The organism is Pseudomonas sp. MEJ108, assembly GCF_030208985.1.
GTDB classification, from domain to species: domain Bacteria; phylum Pseudomonadota; class Gammaproteobacteria; order Pseudomonadales; family Pseudomonadaceae; genus Aquipseudomonas; species Aquipseudomonas fragariae.
The window spans coordinates 1-20783 of sequence record NZ_JARVSW010000083.1 but is presented as its reverse complement, the minus strand read 5'-3'; the positions used below and the strand labels follow the sequence as shown (position 1 = coordinate 20783).

Annotated in this window: 22 protein-coding genes; all 22 read left to right on the top strand. The window is 59.0% G+C overall.

Annotated elements, in window-relative coordinates:
* Positions 1 to 376: 376 nt before the first annotated feature.
* The 22 genes from fliL to QRN50_RS25170 all read left to right on the top strand — a co-directional run bounded on the left by fliL (position 377) and on the right by QRN50_RS25170 (position 20632).
* Positions 377 to 889 (top strand): flagellar basal body-associated protein FliL, encoded by a 513-nt coding sequence (gene fliL / locus QRN50_RS25275; protein WP_003343996.1) that lies wholly within the window; start codon positions 377 to 379, stop codon positions 887 to 889.
* Positions 890 to 898: 9 nt separating this feature from the next.
* Positions 899 to 1867 (top strand): flagellar motor switch protein FliM, encoded by a 969-nt coding sequence (gene fliM, locus QRN50_RS25270; RefSeq protein WP_003422170.1) that lies wholly within the window; start codon positions 899 to 901, stop codon positions 1865 to 1867.
* 61 nt (positions 1868 to 1928) lie between these two features.
* A complete protein-coding gene (gene fliN, locus QRN50_RS25265; RefSeq protein WP_003316817.1) occupies positions 1929 to 2387 on the top strand; it encodes a flagellar motor switch protein FliN in 459 nt (152 codons plus the stop codon).
* Positions 2388 to 2828: a flagellar biosynthetic protein FliO gene (gene fliO / locus QRN50_RS25260; protein ID WP_003343990.1), complete on the top strand. Its 441-nt coding sequence runs from the start codon at positions 2388 to 2390 to the stop codon at positions 2826 to 2828.
* Complete coding sequence (gene fliP, locus QRN50_RS25255; protein WP_003316820.1) at positions 2828 to 3580, top strand: flagellar type III secretion system pore protein FliP; 753 nt, start codon at positions 2828 to 2830, stop codon at positions 3578 to 3580. Before fliO ends, fliP begins: the two co-directional genes overlap by 1 nt.
* Before the next feature lie 25 nt (positions 3581 to 3605).
* Entirely contained in the window at positions 3606 to 3875 is a 270-nt protein-coding gene (locus QRN50_RS25250) for a flagellar biosynthetic protein FliQ (RefSeq protein ID WP_002554277.1), read from the top strand.
* Positions 3876 to 3881: 6 nt separating this feature from the next.
* Positions 3882 to 4667 carry a flagellar biosynthetic protein FliR gene (gene fliR, locus QRN50_RS25245; protein WP_017279339.1) on the top strand — a complete coding sequence of 262 codons (786 nt, stop codon included), beginning with the start codon at positions 3882 to 3884 and terminating at the stop codon, positions 4665 to 4667.
* Complete coding sequence (gene flhB, locus QRN50_RS25240; protein ID WP_003316822.1) at positions 4668 to 5804, top strand: flagellar biosynthesis protein FlhB; 1137 nt, start codon at positions 4668 to 4670, stop codon at positions 5802 to 5804.
* A gap of 330 nt (positions 5805 to 6134) precedes the next feature.
* On the top strand, positions 6135 to 8264 hold the full coding sequence (gene flhA / locus QRN50_RS25235; RefSeq protein ID WP_003412395.1) for a flagellar biosynthesis protein FlhA: 2130 nt from the start codon (positions 6135 to 6137) through the stop codon (positions 8262 to 8264).
* 11 nt (positions 8265 to 8275) lie between these two features.
* Positions 8276 to 9604, top strand: coding sequence for a flagellar biosynthesis GTPase FlhF (gene flhF / locus QRN50_RS25230; RefSeq protein ID WP_004408091.1), 1329 nt, complete (start codon positions 8276 to 8278; stop codon positions 9602 to 9604).
* Positions 9605 to 9719: 115 nt separating this feature from the next.
* The gene (gene fleN / locus QRN50_RS25225; protein WP_003412391.1) at positions 9720 to 10553 is read left to right on the top strand and encodes a flagellar synthesis regulator FleN; all 834 of its coding nucleotides are present in this window, start codon (positions 9720 to 9722) and stop codon (positions 10551 to 10553) included.
* Entirely contained in the window at positions 10550 to 11290 is a 741-nt protein-coding gene (gene fliA, locus QRN50_RS25220) for an RNA polymerase sigma factor FliA (RefSeq protein WP_003378731.1), read from the top strand. Before fleN ends, fliA begins: the two co-directional genes overlap by 4 nt.
* A 256-nt stretch (positions 11291 to 11546) precedes the next feature.
* Positions 11547 to 11921, top strand: a complete 375-nt coding sequence (locus QRN50_RS25215; RefSeq protein ID WP_161420660.1) for a chemotaxis response regulator CheY — start codon at positions 11547 to 11549, stop codon at positions 11919 to 11921.
* A gap of 19 nt (positions 11922 to 11940) precedes the next feature.
* The gene (locus tag QRN50_RS25210) at positions 11941 to 12726 is read left to right on the top strand and encodes a protein phosphatase CheZ (RefSeq protein ID WP_024640971.1); all 786 of its coding nucleotides are present in this window, start codon (positions 11941 to 11943) and stop codon (positions 12724 to 12726) included.
* A 33-nt stretch (positions 12727 to 12759) separates the two neighbouring features.
* Positions 12760 to 15036, top strand: coding sequence for a chemotaxis protein CheA (locus tag QRN50_RS25205; RefSeq protein WP_024640970.1), 2277 nt, complete (start codon positions 12760 to 12762; stop codon positions 15034 to 15036).
* A 50-nt stretch (positions 15037 to 15086) separates the two neighbouring features.
* Positions 15087 to 16247 carry a protein-glutamate methylesterase/protein-glutamine glutaminase gene (locus QRN50_RS25200; RefSeq protein WP_004408097.1) on the top strand — a complete coding sequence of 387 codons (1161 nt, stop codon included), beginning with the start codon at positions 15087 to 15089 and terminating at the stop codon, positions 16245 to 16247.
* Positions 16247 to 16987: a flagellar motor protein gene (locus QRN50_RS25195; protein WP_003436124.1), complete on the top strand. Its 741-nt coding sequence runs from the start codon at positions 16247 to 16249 to the stop codon at positions 16985 to 16987. Before QRN50_RS25200 ends, QRN50_RS25195 begins: the two co-directional genes overlap by 1 nt.
* A 6-nt stretch (positions 16988 to 16993) precedes the next feature.
* Positions 16994 to 17881 carry a flagellar motor protein MotD gene (gene motD, locus QRN50_RS25190; protein WP_004408098.1) on the top strand — a complete coding sequence of 296 codons (888 nt, stop codon included), beginning with the start codon at positions 16994 to 16996 and terminating at the stop codon, positions 17879 to 17881.
* Positions 17882 to 17926: 45 nt separating this feature from the next.
* The gene (locus tag QRN50_RS25185; protein WP_003316833.1) at positions 17927 to 18715 is read left to right on the top strand and encodes a ParA family protein; all 789 of its coding nucleotides are present in this window, start codon (positions 17927 to 17929) and stop codon (positions 18713 to 18715) included.
* A 75-nt stretch (positions 18716 to 18790) separates the two neighbouring features.
* Entirely contained in the window at positions 18791 to 19693 is a 903-nt protein-coding gene (locus QRN50_RS25180; protein ID WP_011268431.1) for a CheW domain-containing protein, read from the top strand.
* Positions 19694 to 19750: 57 nt separating this feature from the next.
* Positions 19751 to 20230, top strand: coding sequence for a chemotaxis protein CheW (locus tag QRN50_RS25175; RefSeq protein ID WP_003370201.1), 480 nt, complete (start codon positions 19751 to 19753; stop codon positions 20228 to 20230).
* Complete coding sequence (locus QRN50_RS25170; protein ID WP_003316837.1) at positions 20231 to 20632, top strand: DUF2802 domain-containing protein; 402 nt, start codon at positions 20231 to 20233, stop codon at positions 20630 to 20632. It abuts the gene before it with no gap.
* Positions 20633 to 20783 lie beyond the last annotated feature (151 nt).

The following is a 20783-nucleotide window of genomic DNA, read 5'->3' as shown; positions in this document are numbered from 1 at the left end:
GGGGTTTGCCTACTTTGGCCCCATCAAAGTAGGTCGCCGAGGGGCGAAAAGGTGATCTGAGTCGAACCTCAATTCACCTGACAAAGAAAAACCGCCGTGTGACGCAGAGCGTCACGAACTGCATTCCCACCCAGAGCGTGGGAACGATAGTCGTGGCAGCCGCTCACGAACGGCATTTCCCTGCGGAGCGTGGGGACGATGGTCATCAATTCCCGGGCCGGGCCCTCAGCGCTGGCACAAGAATCACGATCCCTGCGCGCCCTGGCGCGTAACCGGTTGTGTCCGATACATCCCCGTTTCGTACAACTCTGGCATAACACTTGCTCTGCCTCTGTCACGTATTGAAGAACCTCTTGAATAGTGACGGATTATTGGCATGGCGCAGAGCGAAGAAGTTAAAGACCCCGCGACCACAGGCAAAGGTAAAGGCAAACTCAAGCTCATTATCATCGCCGTCGTGGCGTTGCTGCTGGCGGTAGGCTTGTCGGTGGGCGCGACCTGGTTCCTCATGCACAAGAGCGAAAGCAAGGTAGATCCAGCGGCGGCTGCAGCGGCAGCGAACGTCAAGCCAGTGGCGGTGTTCGAACCGATGACCCCGGCCTTCGTCGTCAACTTCAACGCCAACGGTCGCCAACGCTACATGCAGGTGAGTATTACCATGCTGGGCCGTAACGCAGCCGACATGGAAGCGCTGAAGGTACACATGCCATTGATCCGCAATAATCTGGTCATGCTGTTTGCAGCCATTCCCTTCGAATCGCTGGCTTCGCCGATCGGCCAGGAAATGCTGCGCCAGAAAGCGACCGCCAGCATTCAGGAAGTCGCACAGAAAGAACTCGGCAAGACTGTGATCGAACAGCTGCTCTTCACTAACTTCGTATTGCAGTAGGACTCTCACATGGCCGTGCAAGACCTGCTCTCCCAGGATGAGATCGATGCGCTGCTGCATGGCGTCGACGATGGGATGGTCCAGACCGACAACAACAGCGAACCTGGCAGCGTCAAAAGTTACGACCTGACCAGCCAGGACCGGATCGTCCGCGGACGCATGCCGACGCTGGAAATGATCAACGAGCGATTCGCCCGCTACACGCGTATCAGCATGTTCAACCTGCTGCGCCGCTCTGCGGACGTGGCGGTGGGCGGTGTCCAGGTCATGAAGTTCGGTGAGTACGTGCATTCCCTGTACGTGCCGACCAGCCTTAACCTGGCCAAGATCAAGCCGCTGCGTGGCACCGCGCTGTTCATTCTCGATGCCAAGCTGGTGTTCAAGCTGGTGGACAACTTTTTCGGCGGTGACGGGCGTCACGCCAAGATCGAAGGCCGGGAGTTCACGCCGACCGAACTGCGTGTCGTGCGCATGGTGCTGGATCAGGCGTTTGTCGACCTCAAGGAGGCCTGGCAGGCGATCATGGAAGTGAATTTCGAGTACATCAACTCGGAAGTGAACCCGGCCATGGCCAACATCGTAGGGCCGAGCGAGGCTGTAGTTATTTCCACCTTCCACATCGAACTCGATGGCGGTGGTGGCGATCTGCACGTGACCATGCCGTACTCGATGATTGAGCCGATCCGCGAAATGCTCGATGCCGGTTTCCAGTCCGATCTGGACGACCAGGATGAGCGTTGGGTCAACGCGCTCAAGGAAGACGTGCTGGACGTCAACGTGCCGCTCACGACGACCATCGCCCAGCGCCAGTTGCCGTTGCGGGACATTCTGCACATGCGCCCTGGTGATGTGATCCCGGTGGAACTGAGCGACTCGCTGGTCATGCGAGCCAATGGCGTACCTTCATTCAAGGTCAAGCTTGGCTCGCACAAGGGCAAGATGGCCCTGCAAGTAATCGAACCCATAGCGCGACGCTGACCTTTCTGGTCTGCGTCGGAAATTGTTGCGTAACTGAAATACTGCGTGCAGAGGACAACCGATGGCTGATGAAAACGATATGACGTCTGCTGAAGACCAGGCATTGGCCGATGAATGGGCTGCTGCCTTGGGCGAAGCTGGCGACAGTCAGGCTGATATTGATGCGTTGCTGGCTGCGGACGCCGGGAATTCGGGTAGCCGGATGGCCATGGAAGAGTTTGGCAGCGTGCCGAAAAGCACTGGTCCGGTTTCTCTGGATGGTCCCAATCTGGATGTGATTCTCGACATTCCGGTATCGATCTCCATGGAAGTGGGCAGCACCGACATTAACATTCGCAACCTGTTGCAGCTCAACCAGGGCTCGGTGATCGAGCTGGATCGTCTGGCGGGCGAACCGCTGGATGTGCTGGTCAACGGCACACTGATCGCGCATGGCGAAGTGGTGGTGGTCAACGAAAAGTTCGGCATCCGTCTGACCGACGTGATCAGCCCGAGCGAACGCATCAAGAAGCTGCGCTAAGTGAGGCGCTGGCTGAGTGTTCTGCTGACCCTGCCATCGCTGGCCTGGGCCGCCGAACCCGCCGCTCAGGCGGCGCCTGCGCAGGTGGCCAACACGGTCTCCGGCGGCATGGGCGGGCAGGTGGTGCAACTGCTGTTCGGTCTGATCCTGGTGATTGGTCTGATCTTCGTGCTCGCCTGGCTGATGCGCCGGGTGCAGCGCGTCGGGCCGAACAGCAATCAGGTGATCGAGCTGGTGAGTTCGCGCGCGCTGGGGCCGCGTGATCGGCTGGTGCTGGTGCAGATCGGCAATGAACAGGTGCTGCTGGGTATTACGCCCGGGCGAATCACGCCTCTGCATGTGCTCAAGGAGCCGGTGCAGGTGCCGGTGCGCGAGCAGGCCACCCCTGAATTCGCTCAGCGCCTGATGGAGCTGATGGGCAAGGATAAGGACAAGAAGTGATGGGCGCCTTGCGTTTCCTGATACTGCTGTTGCTGGTCATGGTGACGCCTGCTGCGCTGGCGGCCGATCCGCTGTCGATTCCGGCGATCACGCTGTCCAACGGTGCCGATGGTCAGCAGGAGTATTCGGTCAGCCTGCAGATTCTGCTGATCATGACCGCGCTGAGCTTCATTCCGGCGTTTGTCATGTTGATGACCAGCTTCACGCGAATCATCATCGTCTTCTCGATCCTGCGTCAGGCCCTCGGCCTGCAGCAGGCGCCGTCGAACCAGATCCTCACCGGCATGGCGCTGTTTCTGACCATGTTCATCATGGCGCCGGTCTTCGATCGGGTGAATCAGGACGCCTTGCAGCCTTACCTGGCGGAGAAACTTTCCGCGCAGGATGCGGTGGCCAAGGCGCAAGTGCCGATCAAGGACTTCATGCTGGCCCAGACGCGCACCAGCGATCTCGAGCTGTTCATGCGCCTGTCCAAGCGTACCGACATTCCGACCCCGGATGCCGCGCCATTGACCATTCTGGTTCCGGCGTTCGTGATTTCGGAACTCAAGACGGCGTTTCAGATCGGCTTCATGATCTTCATTCCGTTTCTGATCATCGATCTGGTGGTGGCCAGTGTGCTGATGGCGATGGGTATGATGATGCTGTCGCCGCTGATCATTTCTCTGCCGTTCAAGATCATGCTGTTTGTACTGGTGGACGGCTGGGCGCTGATTGTCGGCACCCTGGCTGGCAGTTTTGGTGGCGTATGAGCCGTTTTACTGAGGAGTCTGCCCGATGACGCCGGAAGTAGCCGTCGATCTGTTCCGCGAGGCGCTGTGGCTGACCACTGTGCTGGTCGCGATTCTTGTGGTGCCGAGCCTGTTGTGCGGTCTGCTGGTGGCCATGTTTCAGGCGGCCACGCAGATCAACGAACAGACCTTGAGCTTCCTGCCGCGTCTGCTGGTGATGCTCGTCACCCTTATCGTCATCGGCCCGTGGCTGTTGAAAATATTCATGGAATACATGCTGTCGTTGTACACCAGTATTCCGACCCTGATCGGCTAGCACCGCATGCAGCCGATGCTTGCGCTGACCGATACCCAGATCAGTACCTGGGTAGCCAGCTTCATGCTGCCGCTGTTTCGCATCATCGCGTTGCTGATGACCATGCCGATCATCGGCACCACGCTGGTCCCGCGTCGCGTGCGCATGTACCTCGCCGTGGCGATCACCGTAGTGGTCGCGCCTGCGCTCCCAGCCATGCCGCCGGTGCAGGCGCTCGACCTGAGCGCGCTGTTACTGATCGGTGAACAGATCATCATCGGCGCCGGGATGGGCCTGTCGTTGCAGTTGTTCTTCCATATTTTTGTCATCGCGGGACAGATCATCTCGACGCAGATGGGGATGGGCTTTGCGTCGATGGTCGACCCTACCAACGGTGTTTCCTCCGCCACCATTGGTCAGTTCTTCACGATGCTGGTCACCCTGTTGTTCCTGGCCATGAACGGCCATCTGGTGGTGCTGGAGGTTCTCGTCGAGAGCTTTACCACGATGCCGGTCGGCAGTGGTTTGCTGGTCAATAACTTCTGGGAGCTGGCCAATGGGCTGGGCTGGGCACTGGCTTCGGGTCTGCGACTGGTATTGCCTGCGATCACCGCGCTGCTGATCATCAACATCGCCTTCGGGGTCATGACTCGCGCCGCGCCGCAACTCAACATCTTTTCCATCGGCTTCCCGCTTACGCTGGTGTTGGGCATGGTCATTCTGTGGATGACCATGGGTGACATGCTCAATCAGTATCAACCGATCGCAACGCAGGCATTGCAGGCGTTGCGCGATATGGTGAGGGCTCGTTGAATGGCAGAAAACGAGAATGGCCAGGACAAGACAGAAGACCCCACGGAAAAAAAGGTCAAGGACTCACGGGCTGACGGCCAGATCGCGCGCTCCAAGGAGCTGACCACGCTGGTGGTGATGCTGATGGGGGCGGGCGGGTTACTGATGTTCGGCTCTGATATCGCCCTGATGATGTCCGAACTGATGCGTGACAATTTCACGATATCCCGTGAAACCCTGATGGACCAGTCCTACATGGGCAAGGCGCTGCTCAGTTCCGGGATGCATGCGCTGGTCGTGGTCCTGCCGTTTCTGATCGCCATGCTGGTTGCCGCACTGGTGGGGCCGATCATGCTCGGTGGCTGGTTGTTCGCAACCAAATCGTTGATGCCCAAGTTCAGCCGCATGAACCCGGCAGCAGGGCTCAAGCGCATGTTCTCGCCGCATGCGCTGGTCGAGTTGCTCAAGTCCTTCGGAAAATTCCTGATCACTCTGGCAGTGGCGCTGGTGGTCCTGAACAATGAGCGCAAGGATCTGGTCGCGATTGCTCACGAGCCGCTCGAGCAGGCCATGATCCATAGCCTGGTGGTGGTGGGCTGGAGCAGTTTCTGGATGGCTTGCGGCCTGATATTCATCGCGGCGGCGGATGTGCCGTTCGTGTTGTATGAAGCGCACAAGAAATTGCTGATGACCAAGCAGGAAGTGCGCGACGAGCACAAGAACAGCGAGGGCAGCCCGGAGGTCAAGCAACGTATTCGTCAGTTGCAGCGTGAAATGTCGCAGCGGCGCATGATGGCCTCCGTTCCCGAAGCAGACGTGATCATCACCAACCCGACACACTTCGCCGTCGCCCTCAAATACGATCCCGAGCAGGGCGGGGCGCCGATGTTGCTGGCCAAGGGTACGGATCTGGTGGCGCTGAAAATTCGTGAAATCGGCGCGCATAACGAGATCCTGATTCTGGAGTCTGCGGCACTGGCGCGTTCTATCTACTACAGCACCGAGCTTGATCAGGAGATCCCTGCCGGGCTGTATCTGGCAGTCGCCCAGGTGCTGGCCTACGTCTACCAGATCCGCCAGTTCCGCGCCGGTCAGGGCAAGCGCCCCGACCCTCTGGGCGACATCAAGATCCCGCCCGACCTGCAGCGCGACGCGTAGTCTGCTCCTGGACGCGTGGTGCGGCGCAGATTTGTGACGCAGAGCGTCACCCACGGCCTTCCCGCGCTGAAGCGTGAGGAGCGAGATTTTTCCGGCAGACACCTGCCCATGCTCCGCGCGGGCATGCCGTTCCGGACGCTCCGCGTCCGTTCTTGCACAGGTAAACGAGAAGATTTTCTGACTGCGCTCAGCGCACCGGATTTACGTGACTTCTGTGCCTAAAGCCTTACCGCCACTGGCTTTGTAAAAGTTGGACAGATTTTTGCAACAGGGTCGATACAGGGCGCCATCGGCGTCAATGTTTTGATCTAGTGCGCAGGTAACGAATCAGTGGATCGCTCTCAATTACTCAGTAGCGCACGCAGCAATATCACAGGCCTTGGCCGTGGTCAGTTGGGCGTTCCGTTGTTGTTGCTGGTCATGATGGCAATGATGATGTTGCCGATGCCGCCGTTCCTGCTGGACGTGTTCTTCACGTTCAACATTGCACTGTCCATCGTCGTGCTGCTGGTCTGCGTGTACGCACTGCGGCCGCTGGATTTTTCTGTGTTTCCGACCATTCTGCTGGTCGCCACGTTGCTGCGTCTGGCGCTGAACGTGGCTTCCACCCGGGTGGTGATGCTTCACGGTCAGGACGGCCACGCCGCGGCGGGCAAGGTGATTCAGGCCTTCGGTGAAGTGGTGATCGGTGGCAACTACGTCGTCGGTATCGTGGTGTTCGCGATTCTGATGATCATCAACTTCGTGGTTATCACCAAGGGTGCCGGCCGTATTTCCGAGGTAAGCGCACGCTTTACCCTCGACGCGATGCCCGGCAAACAGATGGCGATCGACGCCGACCTCAACGCCGGCCTCATCGATCAGCCGGAAGCCAAGCGCCGCCGTGCCGAAGTCGCCCAGGAAGCCGAGTTCTACGGTTCCATGGACGGTGCCAGTAAATTCGTGCGCGGCGATGCGATTGCCGGTCTGCTGATTCTGTTCATCAACCTGATCGGCGGCATGCTGGTCGGTATCCTGCAACACAACATGACTTTCGCCGACGCCGGCCGTGTTTATACCCTGTTGACCATCGGTGACGGTTTGGTGGCGCAATTGCCATCACTGCTGCTGTCCACCGCCGCAGCGATCATGGTGACCCGTGCTTCCGGTTCGGAAGAGATGGGCAAGCTGATCAATCGTCAGATGTTCGCCTCGCCCAAGGCGCTGGGGGTTTCCGCTGCAATCATGATCGTCATGGGCCTTGTCCCGGGCATGCCGCACTTTTCCTTTATCAGTCTCGGGCTGGTTGCCGCAGGCGGCGCCTACCTGTTGTGGAAAAAAGAAAATCAGGTGAAGGTCGAGGCCATCGCCGAAGTGCAGCGCCAGCAAGACCTGCTGCCTTCGCCGACCCGTGTTCAGGATGCCAAAGAACTGGGTTGGGATGACGTGACGCCCATCGATATCATTGGCCTGGAAGTGGGTTATCGCCTGATTCCGCTGGTGGATCGCAATCAAGGTGGCCAGTTGCTGGCGCGTATCAAGGGTGTGCGCAAGAAGCTCTCGCAAGAGCTCGGTTTCCTGATGCCTACCGTGCACATTCGCGACAACCTCGATCTGGCGCCAAGCGCCTATCGTCTGACGCTGATGGGTGTGATTCTGGCCGAGGCCGAGATCTACCCGGATCGCGAACTGGCGATCAACCCCGGTCAAGTGTTCGGCACCCTGAACGGCATTACCGCCAGAGACCCGGCGTTTGGTCTGGAAGCCGTGTGGATCGAAATCAGCCAGCGCAGTCAGGCGCAGTCACTGGGTTACACCGTGGTCGATGCCAGTACGGTAGTGGCAACCCACCTGAACCAGATTCTCTACAAACATTCGCATGAGCTGATCGGCCACGAGGAAGTCCAGCAATTGATGCAATTGCTGGCCAAAAGCTCGCCCAAGCTGGCTGAAGAGCTGGTACCGGGCGTGCTGTCGCTGTCCTCGCTGCTCAACGTGCTGCAGGCGCTGCTGGCTGAACACGTACCTGTGCGGGATATTCGCAGCATTGCAGAGGCTATCGCCAACAACGCCGGGAAGAGTCAAGATACCGCCGCTTTGGTGGCCGCAGTGCGCGTGGGTCTGAGCCGCGCAATCGTCCAAAGCATTGTAGGCGTTGAGCCGGAGCTGCCTGTTATCACTCTGGAGCCAAGGTTGGAACAGATATTGCTCAATAGTTTGCAGAAGGCTGGTCAGGGTCAGGAAGAAGGCGTTCTTCTTGAGCCAAGCATGGCTGAGAAGCTCCAGCGTTCGTTGATCGAGGCCGCCCAGCGTCAGGAGATGCAAGGGTTGCCGGTAATTCTTCTGGTAGCAGGGCCTGTCCGGGCGATGCTGTCACGATTTGGACGATTGGCTGTACCGAACATGCATGTTCTGGCGTATCAGGAAATTCCGGACAACAAGCAAGTAACCATCGTAGCGACTGTCGGGCCAAACGGCTGAGGTAGTGAGTCATGCAAGTTAAGCGATTTTTCGCCGCCGATATGCGTCAAGCCATGAAGCTGGTTCGCGATGAGCTGGGCGCTGAAGCGGCCATCATCGGTAACCGGCGCATTGCCGGTGGCGTAGAGCTGACTGCCGCTCTGGATTACAAGCTGTCCGCCCTGGCACCGCGTGTGCCGAACATGGAGCTGGAAGACGAGTTGCGCAAGACTCAGTCGCGTATCGTTTCCGCCCAGGCCGAATTGAACAACCGCAGCGACAGCGATGCATCGATCAACCTGCAGCTGTTTTCCGGCAAGCCGGGCAACCCTGCCGAGACGCACATCGAGCCGACACTCGAAGAGCCGCCGCGTCCATTCGCGTATGCACCGCCACAGGCCGCCGAGCCTGCCATTGGCCAGCGCGCCTATGACTCGATGCGCTCCGAATTGAACGGCCTGCGTGAGCTGCTGGAAGTCCAGCTCGGCTCGCTGGCCTGGAACCAGCTGCAGGGCACTCGTCCGCAGCAGGCCAACCTGTGGCGACGCCTGCAACGTGTCGGCCTGTCCGGCCCGCTGTCACGCGACCTGCTGTCGATGATTCCGGAGATCGACGAGCCTCGTCAGGCCTGGCGCATGCTGCTGGCGCACCTGGCCCGCATGATCGCCGTCCCTGAAGTCGAGCCGCTCGAAGAGGGCGGCGTGATTGCAATGGTCGGTCCTGCCGGCATGGGCAAGACCACCACGCTGGCCAAACTGGCAGCACGTTACGTGTTGAAGTACGGCCCGCAGAATATCGCACTGGTCAGCATGGACAGTTTCCGCATCGGCGCGCAGGAGCAGCTCAAGACCCTTGGGCGCATCCTCAACGTACCGGTCACCCATATCGATCCTGGCCAGTCTCTGGTTCAGGCGCTGGAACCGCTGCTGCGCAAGCGCGTGGTGCTGATTGACACCGCCGGCCTGCAGGCCAGTGATCCTGCGCTGCGCATGCAGCTGGAAAGCCTCGCGGGTCGTGGCATCAAGTCGCGCAACTATCTGGTACTGGCAACCACCAGCCAGAAGCAGGTGCTGACAGCCGCGTATCACAGTTACAAACGTTGTGGCCTGGCCGGATGCATTCTGACCAAGCTTGATGAAACAGCCAGCCTCGGTGAAGTCCTGAGCCTGGCGATCAGTCACGAATTACCTGTGGCCTACCTCACGGACGGACCACGCATTCCTGATGACCTGCATACCCCGCGTCGTCATCAACTGGTAAGCCGCGCGGTGAGTGTGCAAATGCAGGATGAGCCTAGTGAAGAAGCAATGGCTGATATGTTTGCTGACCTCTATCACACCCCTGGCAAGAGAGTGGGTTAAGTGATGGATATTATTGGAATGTCCCTGCGTCAACGGTCTGCCATGCGGTGTTCATTTGCGCACGTGCAGCCCTCGATGTGGTTTCGGTCTACGCAAGACAAGGTAAAGAAATAACATGGGCAGCATGCATCCCGTACAGGTTATCGCGGTGACCGGTGGCAAAGGTGGCGTCGGTAAGACTAACGTGTCAGTGAACCTTTCACTGGCCCTCGCCGAGCTCGGCCGTCGCGTCATGCTGCTGGACGCCGATCTGGGTCTGGCCAATGTCGACGTGCTGCTTGGGTTGACGCCCAAGCGCACGCTTGCCGATGTCATCGAGGGGCGTTGTGAGTTGCGCGACGTGCTGTTGCAGGGGCCGGGCGGGGTTCGGATCGTACCCGCTGCGTCCGGCACCCAGAGCATGGTGCATCTGTCGCCCGCTCAGCATGCCGGCCTGATCCAGGCGTTCAGCGAGATTGGCGACAACCTCGATGTGTTGGTGATCGACACAGCCGCCGGTATCGGCGAGTCGGTGGTCAGCTTCGTGCGCGCCGCTCAGGAAGTGCTGCTGGTGGTGTGCGACGAGCCCACGTCGATCACCGATGCCTACGCCCTGATCAAACTGCTCAACCGCGATTACGGCATGAACCGCTTCCGGGTGCTGGCCAACATGGCACAGAGCCCGCAGGAAGGGCGCAACCTGTTCGCCAAACTGACCAAAGTGACGGATCGTTTTCTCGATGTTGCGCTGCAGTATGTAGGTGCCGTGCCGTACGACGAATGCGTACGCAAGGCTGTACAGAAACAGCGCGCCGTTTACGAAGCATTCCCGCGTTCCAAATGTGCACTGGCCTTCAAGGCCATTGCCCAGAAGGTTGATACCTGGCCGTTGCCAGCCAACCCGCGGGGTCATCTCGAGTTCTTCGTTGAGCGACTCGTTCACCAGACCAGTGCAGGGCCTGTGCAATGACTGCGAGCGGCTACCAGATGTACAGCAAGACTTCCCGTAATTCACAATACGAGTTGATCGAGCGCTATGCGCCCTTGGTCAAGCGTATCGCTTATCATCTGCTGGCGCGCTTGCCGGCCAGCGTGCAGGTCGAGGATCTGATCCAGGCCGGCATGATCGGCCTGCTTGAAGTCTCCACCAAGTATGATTCCACCAAGGGTGCGAGTTTCGAGACCTATGCCGGCATCCGCATCCGTGGTGCGATGCTCGATGAAGTGCGCAAGGGGGACTGGGCGCCACGCTCGGTACACCGCAATACGCGCATGGTGAGTGACGCAATTCGGGCAATTGAAGCTAAAACCGGCCGTGACGCTAAAGATCACGAGGTTGCGGCCGAACTCCAGTTAAGTCTCGATGATTACTACGGGATTTTGAACGATACCTTGGGCAGCCGCCTCTTCAGTTTCGACGACCTGCTGCAGGACGGCGATCATGAAGGGCTGCACGAGGATGGCGCAAGCGGTTCGCTTGAGCCGTCGCGCGACCTGGAAGACGAGCGCTTCCAGGCTGCGTTGGCCGATGCAATTGCCAATCTGCCAGAGCGTGAGCGTCTGGTGTTGGCGCTGTACTACGACGAAGAGCTGAACCTCAAGGAAATCGGAGAGGTTCTGGGGGTCAGCGAATCTCGGGTCAGTCAGTTACACAGCCAGTGCGCAGCTCGTTTGCGAGGGCGTTTGGGGGAGTGGCGAGCGCGTTGACAGGCAATGTGCGGTCTATGGCCGCGCGTTGACTGCAAGCCGGCTGTGCAGAGCGTTACGTGGTAACAGGATGGACCCGTCAGAAGCCTGTCAGGCATTGCCTTGATGGGCTTGTTTCTCAGGTCTTTGCCTGTTGTTGTGCCAAGCCCGTCGTCGTTTCGTACAGCCGGGGGTGTGCTGTGCCAGTATTGAGTGAACAGCGTGTTCAGGTGCTGAACGCGTTAAAGACTGCTTGGAGGTCGAATTGGACAAGAACATGAAAATCCTCATCGTTGATGACTTCTCAACGATGCGGCGGATCATCAAGAACCTTTTGCGTGATCTGGGGTTTACCAACACATCGGAAGCGGATGATGGTCTGACCGCATTGCCGATGCTGCAGAGCGGTGCCTTTGACTTTCTGGTGACGGACTGGAACATGCCTGGCATGTCCGGTATCGATCTGCTGCGCGAAGTCCGCAAGGACGAACGCCTCAAGAGCCTTCCCGTGCTGATGGTCACTGCCGAAGCCAAGCGTGAGCAGATCATTGAAGCTGCCCAGGCTGGGGTGAACGGTTATGTAGTCAAGCCATTCACTGCCCAAGCCCTGAAAGACAAGATCGACAAGATCTTTGAACGCGTCAATAGCTGATGCAAGCCGCGAGGGCGCTATGGATAACAATGATTCGATGGCCGACTTTGAGTCGACCTTAAAAAGACACGCGCAGGAACTTGTCACCAGCCTTGAAAAGGGTCGTTTCGGTGACGCTGTGCAACTGATCCACGAACTCAATCAGACACGCGACCGCGGCCTTTATCAGGAAGTGGGCAAGCTGACTCGTGAGCTGCACAGTGCAATCGTAAACTTTCACATTGATCCGCACATGCCTCAAGCCGAGGAAGTGTCGCAGATCACGGATGCTACCGAACGCCTGTCGTATGTGGTGAGGCTGACCGAGAATGCGGCCAACCGCACCATGGACCTGGTGGAGGAGAGTACGCCGGTCATGAACGGCCTGAGTTCCGACGCCAAGGCATTGAGCGATGACTGGGGACGTTTCATGCGCCGCGAAATCGGTGCCGAAGAGTTCCGCGAGCTGGCCAAGCGGGTCGATGGTTTTCTGACGCGTACCGAGAAGGAAACCCATCAGGTTTCCACACATCTCAATGACATTCTGCTCGCCCAGGATTACCAGGACCTTACCGGTCAGGTCATCAAGCGTGTGACGCAACTGGTCACTGAAGTCGAGAGCAATCTGCTCAAACTGGTGCTCATGGCCAGTCATGTCGATCGCTTCGCAGGCATCGAACATGACGAACAATCCATCCTCGATGAAAAAGATCCTAAAAAACATCTCGCTCAGGGTGAAGGTCCGCAGATTCATGCCGATAAACGTGAAGACGTCGTATCCGGACAGGATGATGTAGACGATCTGCTATCGAGCCTCGGCTTCTAAGGTCTGTTGACGGTTAATTTTAGGGAGCACCCCATGAGCTTCGGCGCCGATGAAGAAATCCTTCAGGATTTTCTGGTAGAGGCCGGCGAAATTCTGGAGCAGTTGTCAGAGCAATTGGTCGAGCTGGAAAGCCGACCGGATGATGCTGACCTGCTCAATGCAATTTTTCGCGGTTTTCACACTGTAAAAGGGGGCGCCGGCTTCCTCCAGCTCCATGAGCTGGTGGAGTGCTGCCACATCGCCGAAAACGTGTTCGACATCCTGCGCAAGGGTGAGCGTCGCGTTGATTCCGAACTGATGGACGTGGTCCTGGAAGCACTGGACACCGTCAACAGCATGTTTGGTCAGGTACGTGAACGGACTGACGTAACCCCGGCGACGCCAGAACTGCTGGCCGCACTTGCGCGTCTGGCCGAGCCACAATCCGCCGACGAGGCCGTTGCCCCTGAGCCGGAGCCGGTGGTTGAAGTACAGGCTGCTGCTCCGGTTGCAGAACCGGCGGCTGGCGACGAGATTACCGATGATGAATTCGAGCAGTTGCTCGATTCGCTGCACGGCTCCAGCCCGGTGTCTGCAGCGCCTGCACAGGCGCCAGCAGCATCAGCGGCTGCGCCGGCGGGTGATGAGATCACCGATCAGGAATTTGAATCCCTGCTCGATCAGTTGCATGGCAAGGGCAAATTTGCGGCCGATGCCGCAACCGCTCCGGCCCCTGCACCTGTGGCGCAGGGCAGTGCAGCGCCTGCCAGTGATGAAATCACCGACGACGAATTCGAAGCGTTGCTCGATCAACTGCACGGCAAAGGCTCGTTTGATGGCGCTGTAGCGGCTCCCGTAGCTGCTGCACCTGTAGCCGTTGCTGCCAAGGCACCCGCTGCTGCGGCTGCATCGGACGAAATCACCGATCACGAATTCGAAAGCCTGCTCGACGAATTGCACGGCAAGGGCAAGTTCGAGCCTGAGGCGATTGTTGCCAAGGCGCCTGCTCCGGCAGCCGCAGCGGCTGCTCCGCCACCGCCGCCTCCTGTTGCCAAGCCTGCTCCAGCGCCTGCCGCGAAAGCCGAGCCGGCCAAACCCGCTTCGGCTCCGGCCCCTGCGCGCGCTCCTGCACCCAGCGGCGAAAAGCCGGTGGCTACAGAGGCTGAAACCACGGTTCGTGTCGATACCGCCCGACTGGACGAGATCATGAACATGGTCGGCGAGCTGGTGCTGGTGCGTAACCGCCTGGTGCGGTTGGGTCTCAACAGCGGCGATGAAGCCATGTCCAAGGCAGTTTCCAACCTGGATGTGGTGACTGCCGATCTGCAGACTGCGGTGATGAAAACCCGCATGCAGCCGATCAAGAAGGTCTTCGGTCGTTTTCCGCGTCTGGTTCGTGACCTGGCTCGCCAGCTCAAGAAAGAGATTAACCTGGAACTGGTCGGTGAAGAGACCGACCTCGACAAGAACCTCGTAGAGGCGCTTGCCGATCCGCTGGTCCACTTGGTGCGTAACGCGGTCGACCACGGTATCGAAACGCCGGAAGAGCGCGAAGCCACGGGCAAGTCCCGCGGCGGTCGGGTGATCCTCTCGGCAGAGCAGGAAGGTGACCACATCCTGCTGTCGATTTCCGATGACGGCAAGGGCATGGACCCTAACGTCCTGCGCTCCATTGCTGTGAAGCGCGGCGTCATGGACAAGGATGCAGCCGATCGGTTGAGTGACACCGACTGCTACAACCTGATCTTCGCGCCGGGTTTCTCGACCAAGACCGAGATTTCCGATGTGTCGGGTCGCGGTGTGGGCATGGACGTGGTCAAGACCAAGATCTCCCAGCTCAACGGTTCGATCAATATCTACTCGACCAAGGGCCAGGGTTCGAAGATCGTCATCAAGGTGCCGCTGACCCTGGCGATCATGCCGACCCTGATGGTGATGCTGGGCAACCAGGCCTTCGCTTTCCCGCTGGTCAACGTCAACGAAATCTTCCACCTGAACCTGTCGACTACCAACGTGGTTGATGGCCAGGAAGTGGTGATCGTACGTGACAAGGCCTTGCCGCTGTTCTACCTCAAGCGCTGGCTGGTCAGTTCGGCGGCTCACGAGGAGCAGCGCGAAGGGCATGTGGTGATCCTCACAGTCGGTACCCAGCGCATCGGCTTTGTCGTCGATCAACTGGTTGGTCAGGAAGAAGTGGTTATCAAACCGCTGGGCAAGATGCTGCAAGGTACGCCGGGCATGTCGGGCGCCACCATCACCGGTGACGGTCGCATCGCCTTGATTCTCGATGTACCCAGCATGCTCAAGCGTTACGCCGCACGGCGTATCTGAACCCGGGGTTGCGGGCAGCCTGGCTGCCTGCGACACCTATTGGAGTGTTTATGGCAGTCAAGGTCCTGGTGGTGGATGATTCCGGTTTTTTCCGCCGCCGCGTTACGGAAATTCTTTCTTCGGACCCCAACATTGTAGTGGTCGGCACCGCCACCAACGGCAAGGAAGCGATTGAGCAGGCGCTGGCGCTCAAGCCGGATGTCATCACCATGGACTACGAAATGCCGATGATGGATGGCATTACGGCAGTTCGCCATATCATGCAGCGTATCCCCACCCCGGTATTGATGTTCTCGTCGCTGACGCACGAAGGTGCGCGCGTGACGCTGGATGCTCTTGATGCCGGTGCGGTGGATTTTCTGCCCAAGAATTTCGAAGATATCTCGCGCAACCCGCAGAAGGTCAAGCAACTGCTGTGCGAGAAAATCAATAGCATTTCACGCAGCAACCGTCGTTCCAGCGGGTTCGGTTCAGCCAGTGCAGCTCCGGCCGCGCCGGCGCCGTCGACGTTGTCCAGCCGCGCCTCTGCGCCAGCCCCGGCACCTGCCAGGGCGGTGCCGTCACGCACTGCGACACCTGCTGCGGCTCCAGCCGCCCCGGCCAGTCATGCGCCGGCGCACCCGACGACTTCCGGCACGGCCAAGCGCAAGGCCTACAAGCTGGTGGCCATCGGCACCTCAACGGGCGGCCCGGTTGCGCTGCAACGGGTGCTGACCCAACTGCCAGCCAATTTCCCGGCACCACTGGTGCTGATTCAGCACATGCCTGCGGCGTTTACCAAGGCATTTGCCGAGCGTCTCGACAAGCTGTGCAAGATCAGCGTCAAGGAAGCCGAAGACGGCGACGTATTGCGTCCTGGTCTAGCGCTGCTGGCGCCGGGTGGCAAGCAGATGATGGTTGACGGACGCGGTACGGTGAAGATTCTGCCGGGCGACGAGCGCCTCAATTACAAGCCCTGTGTCGACATCACCTTTGGCTCTGCCGCCAAGTCCTACGGCGACAAGGTGCTTTCGGTGGTCTTGACCGGCATGGGCGCTGACGGCCGTGAGGGCGCGCGTCTGCTCAAGCAGGCCGGCAGTACCGTGTGGGCTCAGGATGAAGCGAGCTGCGTGATTTATGGCATGCCGATGGCCATCGTCAAGGCTGAGCTTGCGGACGCGATCTACAGTCTCGACGACATCGGTCGGCACTTGGTAGAGGCTTGTCTCTGATGGATGTACTGAGTCTTATCGGTCTGATTCTGGCATTTGTCGCAATCATTGGTGGCAATTTTCTCGAAGGCGGACACCTCGGTGCCTTGCTCAATGGCCCGGCGGCGCTGATCGTGCTGGGCGGTACACTCGGTGCTTCGCTGTTACAGTCGCCGATGAGCGCGTTCATGCGTGCCATGAAGATCATCCACTGGATCATTTTCCCGCCACGTATCGACCTGCCCGGTGGTGTCGACCGGGTCATCGGCTGGAGCATGACTGCCCGCAAAGAGGGCTTGCTGGGTCTGGAAACCGTAGCCGATTCCGAGCCCGACGGTTATGCCCGCAAAGGTTTGCAACTGTTGGTCGATGGTGCCGAGCCGGCAGCGATTCGCAGCATTCTCGAAGTGGATTTCATCACTCAGGAAACCCGCGATATTCAGGCTGCGAAAGTATTCGAAAGCATGGGCGGCTACGCGCCGACCGTGGGTATCATCGGCGCAGTCATGGGCCTGATTCATGTCATGGGCAACCTGGCTGACCCCAGTCAACTGGGCAGCGGTATTGCGGTGGCCTTTGTCGCCACGATCTATGGTGTGGCCATGGCCAACCTGATCCTTCTGCCAGTGGCGAACAAGCTCAAGGCCATTGCCCACCGTCAGGCGCGCTATCGCGAAATGTTGCTTGAAGGTCTTTTGTCCATCGCCGAGGGTGAAAACCCGCGCTCCATCGAACTCAAGCTGCAAGGCTTCATGGAGTAACAGCGCATGGCTCGCCGTCGTCAGGTCGAAGAACACGAAAATCACGAACGCTGGCTGGTGTCGTATGCCGACTTCATTACCCTGTTGTTCGCGTTTTTCGTGGTGATGTACTCGATTTCCTCGGTCAACGAAGGCAAGTACAAGATTCTGTCCCAGGCATTGGTCGGCGTATTCAACGACACCGAGCGCACCATGAAGCCGATCCCCATCGGTGAGCAACGCCCGGTCTCGATCAAGCCCGCCGAGCCGCTGGTCAAGGACAGCGAGCAGACTGACGCCGGCATAGGTCAGGCGTCCGATGACCCGTTGCAGACCATCGCCCAGGACGTGCGCGATGCCTTCGGTGACCTGATCAAGTCCGACCAGATGACTGTGCGCGGCAACGAACTGTGGATCGAGATCGAGCTTAACTCCAGCATGCTTTTCGGCAGCGGCGATGCGATGCCCAGCGACAAGGCCTTCACCATCATTGAAAAGGTCGCCGGGATCGTCAAACGCTTTGACAACCCGATCCATGTCGAGGGTTTTACCGACGACCAGCCGATCAGTACTGCACAGTTTCCGACCAACTGGGAACTGTCTTCGGCGCGTTCTGCCAGCATTGTGCGCATGCTGGCCATGGACGGCGTCAATCCGGCGCGACTCGCCTCGGTGGGCTACGGTGAGTTTCAGCCGATCGTTCCCAACACCAGCACCGCCGGACGCGCCAAGAACCGCCGTGTAGTGCTGGTTATCTCCCGGAATCTGGATATTCGCCGCAGCCTGACCAGCGCCGGATCAGCCAATGTGCAGCCGGATGCTGCATTGCGGCGTGCTGGCACACAAACTGCACCGGTGCCAGCAAAGCCGCCGGTACGCGCGAACGCCGTCAATTCTCCGTCACCCGCCCCCTAAACATCGTATCGGTATGGTCGTCGCTGTACGGAAGGAAAACAATTAATGAGAGTCTGGGCAGTAGCCAACCAGAAAGGTGGAGTCGGAAAGACCACCACGACCATTGCCCTGGCCGGTTTGCTGGCCGATTCAGGCAAGCGCGTGGTGGTGGTCGATCTGGACCCTCACGGCTCCATGACCAGTTATTTCGGGCATAACCCGGACGAGCTGGAACACAGTGCTTTCGATCTGTTCCTGCATAAAGGCGCGGTGCCGGACGGTCTTCCCGGCCAGTTGCTGCTGCCTACCAGCGACAAACGTATCTCGCTGATACCGTCCAGCACTGCACTCGCCACGCTGGAACGCCAGTCACCCGGCCAGAGCGGCCTGGGCCTGGTTGTCGCGAAAAGCCTGGCTCAGTTGTGGCAGGATTTTGACTATGCGTTGATCGACAGTCCGCCGCTGCTGGGCGTTCTCATGGTCAATGCACTGGCGGCCAGCCAGCAACTGGCGATTCCGGTGCAAACCGAGTTTCTGGCCGTGAAAGGTCTGGAGCGCATGGTCAATACGCTGACCATGATCAACCGTTCGCGCAAGGTGCCGCTGCCTTACACCATCGTGCCGACCTTGTTCGACCGCCGTACCCAGGCCTCGATGGGCACCTTGAAACTGTTGCGTGACAGCTTCCCCGAGCATGTCTGGCAAGCCTATGTGCCGGTCGATACCCGACTGCGCGATGCCAGCCGTCTGGGTCTTACGCCGTCGCAGAACGACAGCAAGAGTCGTGGTGTGATCGCTTACCGGGCATTGCTCAAGCATATGCTCGCCGAGCAGCTCAATGCGCAGGTGGCCTGACGTGAACGCCTACTCTTTCTACATTGTTTGCTCAAGTGATGCCTCAATGCGGCCGATAACTCTATCAGGCTGCACATGCTCCATTTTTTGTTGGGCCCCGGTATGAACCGCCCTGTAGAAGTAGCAACACGACCCAAAATGGCTTTGCAGTCCTATCTGGACGCATTGCTGTACGACGCGACTGAAGTGCTCGAAGAGCCCGTCAGCAGCATCGATGAATTTCAGGCGGCTGTGCTCGAAGAGCAGGCCTTTGATGCGCGGATGCAGGCGCAGATCAAACCGCTGGCGGTCGCGGTCGCCGCACCGGCTGCGGTGGCTGTCGAGGTACAGGTCGCAGCGCCTGCGCCAGTGGTTGAAGTCGCTCCGGTGATCGTTGCCGAAGCGGTGCAGGTTGACGTGGCTCAGGTTGAAGAGGCAGTGCCCACCGTTGCGCTGGTGGAGCCGGTCGCCGAGTTGAGCACGCTGGCAGCCCAGCGCACTCCGACGCCACCGCCGACCAGTGATGGTCGTCCGGCATGGGCTGCCGAGCCGTTCGAATGCCTGTTGTTCGATGTGGCCGGTCTGACACTGGCGGTGCCGCTGGTGTGCCTGGGGTCGATTTATCCGCTGGCGGGGCAGGAGCTGACGCCGCTGTTCGGTCAGCCGGACTGGTTTCTCGGGATCCTGCCGTGCCAGGCAGGCAACCTGAAAGTGTTGGATACCGCGCGCTGGATCATGCCTGATCGCTACCGCGACGATTTTCGCCAGGGATTGCAGTACGTGATTTCGGTGCAGGGGTACGAGTGGGGGCTGGCGGTGCATCAGGTCAGCCGTTCGTTGCGTCTTGATCCGAACGAGATCAAATGGCGCGCGCAGCGAGGTCATCGTCCATGGCTGGCGGGTACGGTCATCGAGCACATGTGCGCGTTGCTGGATGTTGCAGAGTTGGCCGAGCTGATAGCCAGTGGCGCGGTCAAGCAGTTGAACAAGTCGAAATAATCATGGGTCGATGCCAGTGGCATCACCTGCAAAGAACACACGTGAGGGGTTGGGGTTATGAATAAGTCGTCTGCACAAGGTTCCGAAGATCCTATTCTGCAATGGGTCACGTTCCGCCTGGATAACGAGTCCTACGGCATCAACGTAATGCAGGTGCAGGAAGTGCTGCGCTACACTGAAATCGCCCCGGTGCCGGGTGCGCCAAGCTACGTATTGGGCATCATCAACCTGCGCGGCAATGTCGTGACCGTGATCGATACCCGTCAGCGTTTTGGCCTGGCCCCGGTTGAAGTCAGCGACAATACGCGTATCGTGATCATCGAAGCCGACAAGCAAGTGGTTGGTATCCTGGTCGATAGCGTGGCTGAAGTGGTTTACTTGCGTCAGTCAGAAGTTGAAACTGCGCCTAACGTCGGTAACGACGAATCGGCCAAGTTCATTCAGGGCGTTTGCAACAAGAACGGCGAGCTGTTGATTCTGGTTGAACTGGACAAAATGATGTCCGAAGAAGAGTGGTCCGAGCTGGAGAACATCTGATTGATCTTTGAGGTAGCTGTCGTCTTTCTGGGCATTCTCTGGGTTGTCACCCTGTTTATGTTCCTGGCCCATACCAGGCGTCAGCGCAAGCTCGACGCCGAGCGTGATGAGGCGGCTGCCTTGCGGGATCAGCGGATCAAGGAGTTGGCCAGACGCCTGGACAACTACCAGAACGGTACGGTGCGCATGGGCGAAGCGTTGCATGAGCTGCGTGCCGTCGTTGCGCCGTTACCGGACAAGCTCACTGCGCTGGAGCAGCGCGATCCCTCCACGCTGTCCTTCGCCCAGGCCGCCCGTCTGGTCGGCATGGGTGCCAGTATCGATGAGCTGACCCAGTCCTGCGGCCTGACCCAGGCCGAAGCGCAACTGATGACCAAACTGCACGGCAATACAGCGAGCTAATTTCTCGTTCGGATGGCTATCGTTCCCATGCTCCGCGTGGGAATGCAGTTCGTGACGCTCCGCGTCACACAGTGGTTCTGTGATGTCAGGTAGATTGGGGTTCGACTCAAGTCACCTTTTCGCCCCTCGGCGACTCACTTTGAGGGACCAA

Excerpts from the sequence above, each read along its gene's own strand:
- fliL (WP_003343996.1), top strand. The coding sequence starts at position 377 with ATGGCGCAGAGCGAAGAAGTTAAAGACCCCGCGACCACAGGCAAAGGT.
- fliM (WP_003422170.1), top strand. The coding sequence starts at position 899 with ATGGCCGTGCAAGACCTGCTCTCCCAGGATGAGATCGATGCGCTGCTG.
- fliN (WP_003316817.1), top strand. The coding sequence starts at position 1,929 with ATGGCTGATGAAAACGATATGACGTCTGCTGAAGACCAGGCATTGGCC.
- fliP (WP_003316820.1), top strand. The coding sequence starts at position 2,828 with ATGGGCGCCTTGCGTTTCCTGATACTGCTGTTGCTGGTCATGGTGACG.
- QRN50_RS25250 (WP_002554277.1), top strand. The coding sequence starts at position 3,606 with ATGACGCCGGAAGTAGCCGTCGATCTGTTCCGCGAGGCGCTGTGGCTG.
- fliR (WP_017279339.1), top strand. The coding sequence starts at position 3,882 with ATGCAGCCGATGCTTGCGCTGACCGATACCCAGATCAGTACCTGGGTA.
- flhB (WP_003316822.1), top strand. The coding sequence starts at position 4,668 with ATGGCAGAAAACGAGAATGGCCAGGACAAGACAGAAGACCCCACGGAA.
- flhF (WP_004408091.1), top strand. The coding sequence starts at position 8,276 with ATGCAAGTTAAGCGATTTTTCGCCGCCGATATGCGTCAAGCCATGAAG.
- fleN (WP_003412391.1), top strand. The coding sequence starts at position 9,720 with ATGGGCAGCATGCATCCCGTACAGGTTATCGCGGTGACCGGTGGCAAA.
- fliA (WP_003378731.1), top strand. The coding sequence starts at position 10,550 with ATGACTGCGAGCGGCTACCAGATGTACAGCAAGACTTCCCGTAATTCA.
- QRN50_RS25215 (WP_161420660.1), top strand. The coding sequence starts at position 11,547 with ATGAAAATCCTCATCGTTGATGACTTCTCAACGATGCGGCGGATCATC.
- QRN50_RS25210 (WP_024640971.1), top strand. The coding sequence starts at position 11,941 with ATGGATAACAATGATTCGATGGCCGACTTTGAGTCGACCTTAAAAAGA.
- QRN50_RS25205 (WP_024640970.1), top strand. The coding sequence starts at position 12,760 with ATGAGCTTCGGCGCCGATGAAGAAATCCTTCAGGATTTTCTGGTAGAG.
- QRN50_RS25200 (WP_004408097.1), top strand. The coding sequence starts at position 15,087 with ATGGCAGTCAAGGTCCTGGTGGTGGATGATTCCGGTTTTTTCCGCCGC.
- QRN50_RS25195 (WP_003436124.1), top strand. The coding sequence starts at position 16,247 with ATGGATGTACTGAGTCTTATCGGTCTGATTCTGGCATTTGTCGCAATC.
- motD (WP_004408098.1), top strand. The coding sequence starts at position 16,994 with ATGGCTCGCCGTCGTCAGGTCGAAGAACACGAAAATCACGAACGCTGG.
- QRN50_RS25185 (WP_003316833.1), top strand. The coding sequence starts at position 17,927 with ATGAGAGTCTGGGCAGTAGCCAACCAGAAAGGTGGAGTCGGAAAGACC.
- QRN50_RS25180 (WP_011268431.1), top strand. The coding sequence starts at position 18,791 with ATGCTCCATTTTTTGTTGGGCCCCGGTATGAACCGCCCTGTAGAAGTA.
- QRN50_RS25175 (WP_003370201.1), top strand. The coding sequence starts at position 19,751 with ATGAATAAGTCGTCTGCACAAGGTTCCGAAGATCCTATTCTGCAATGG.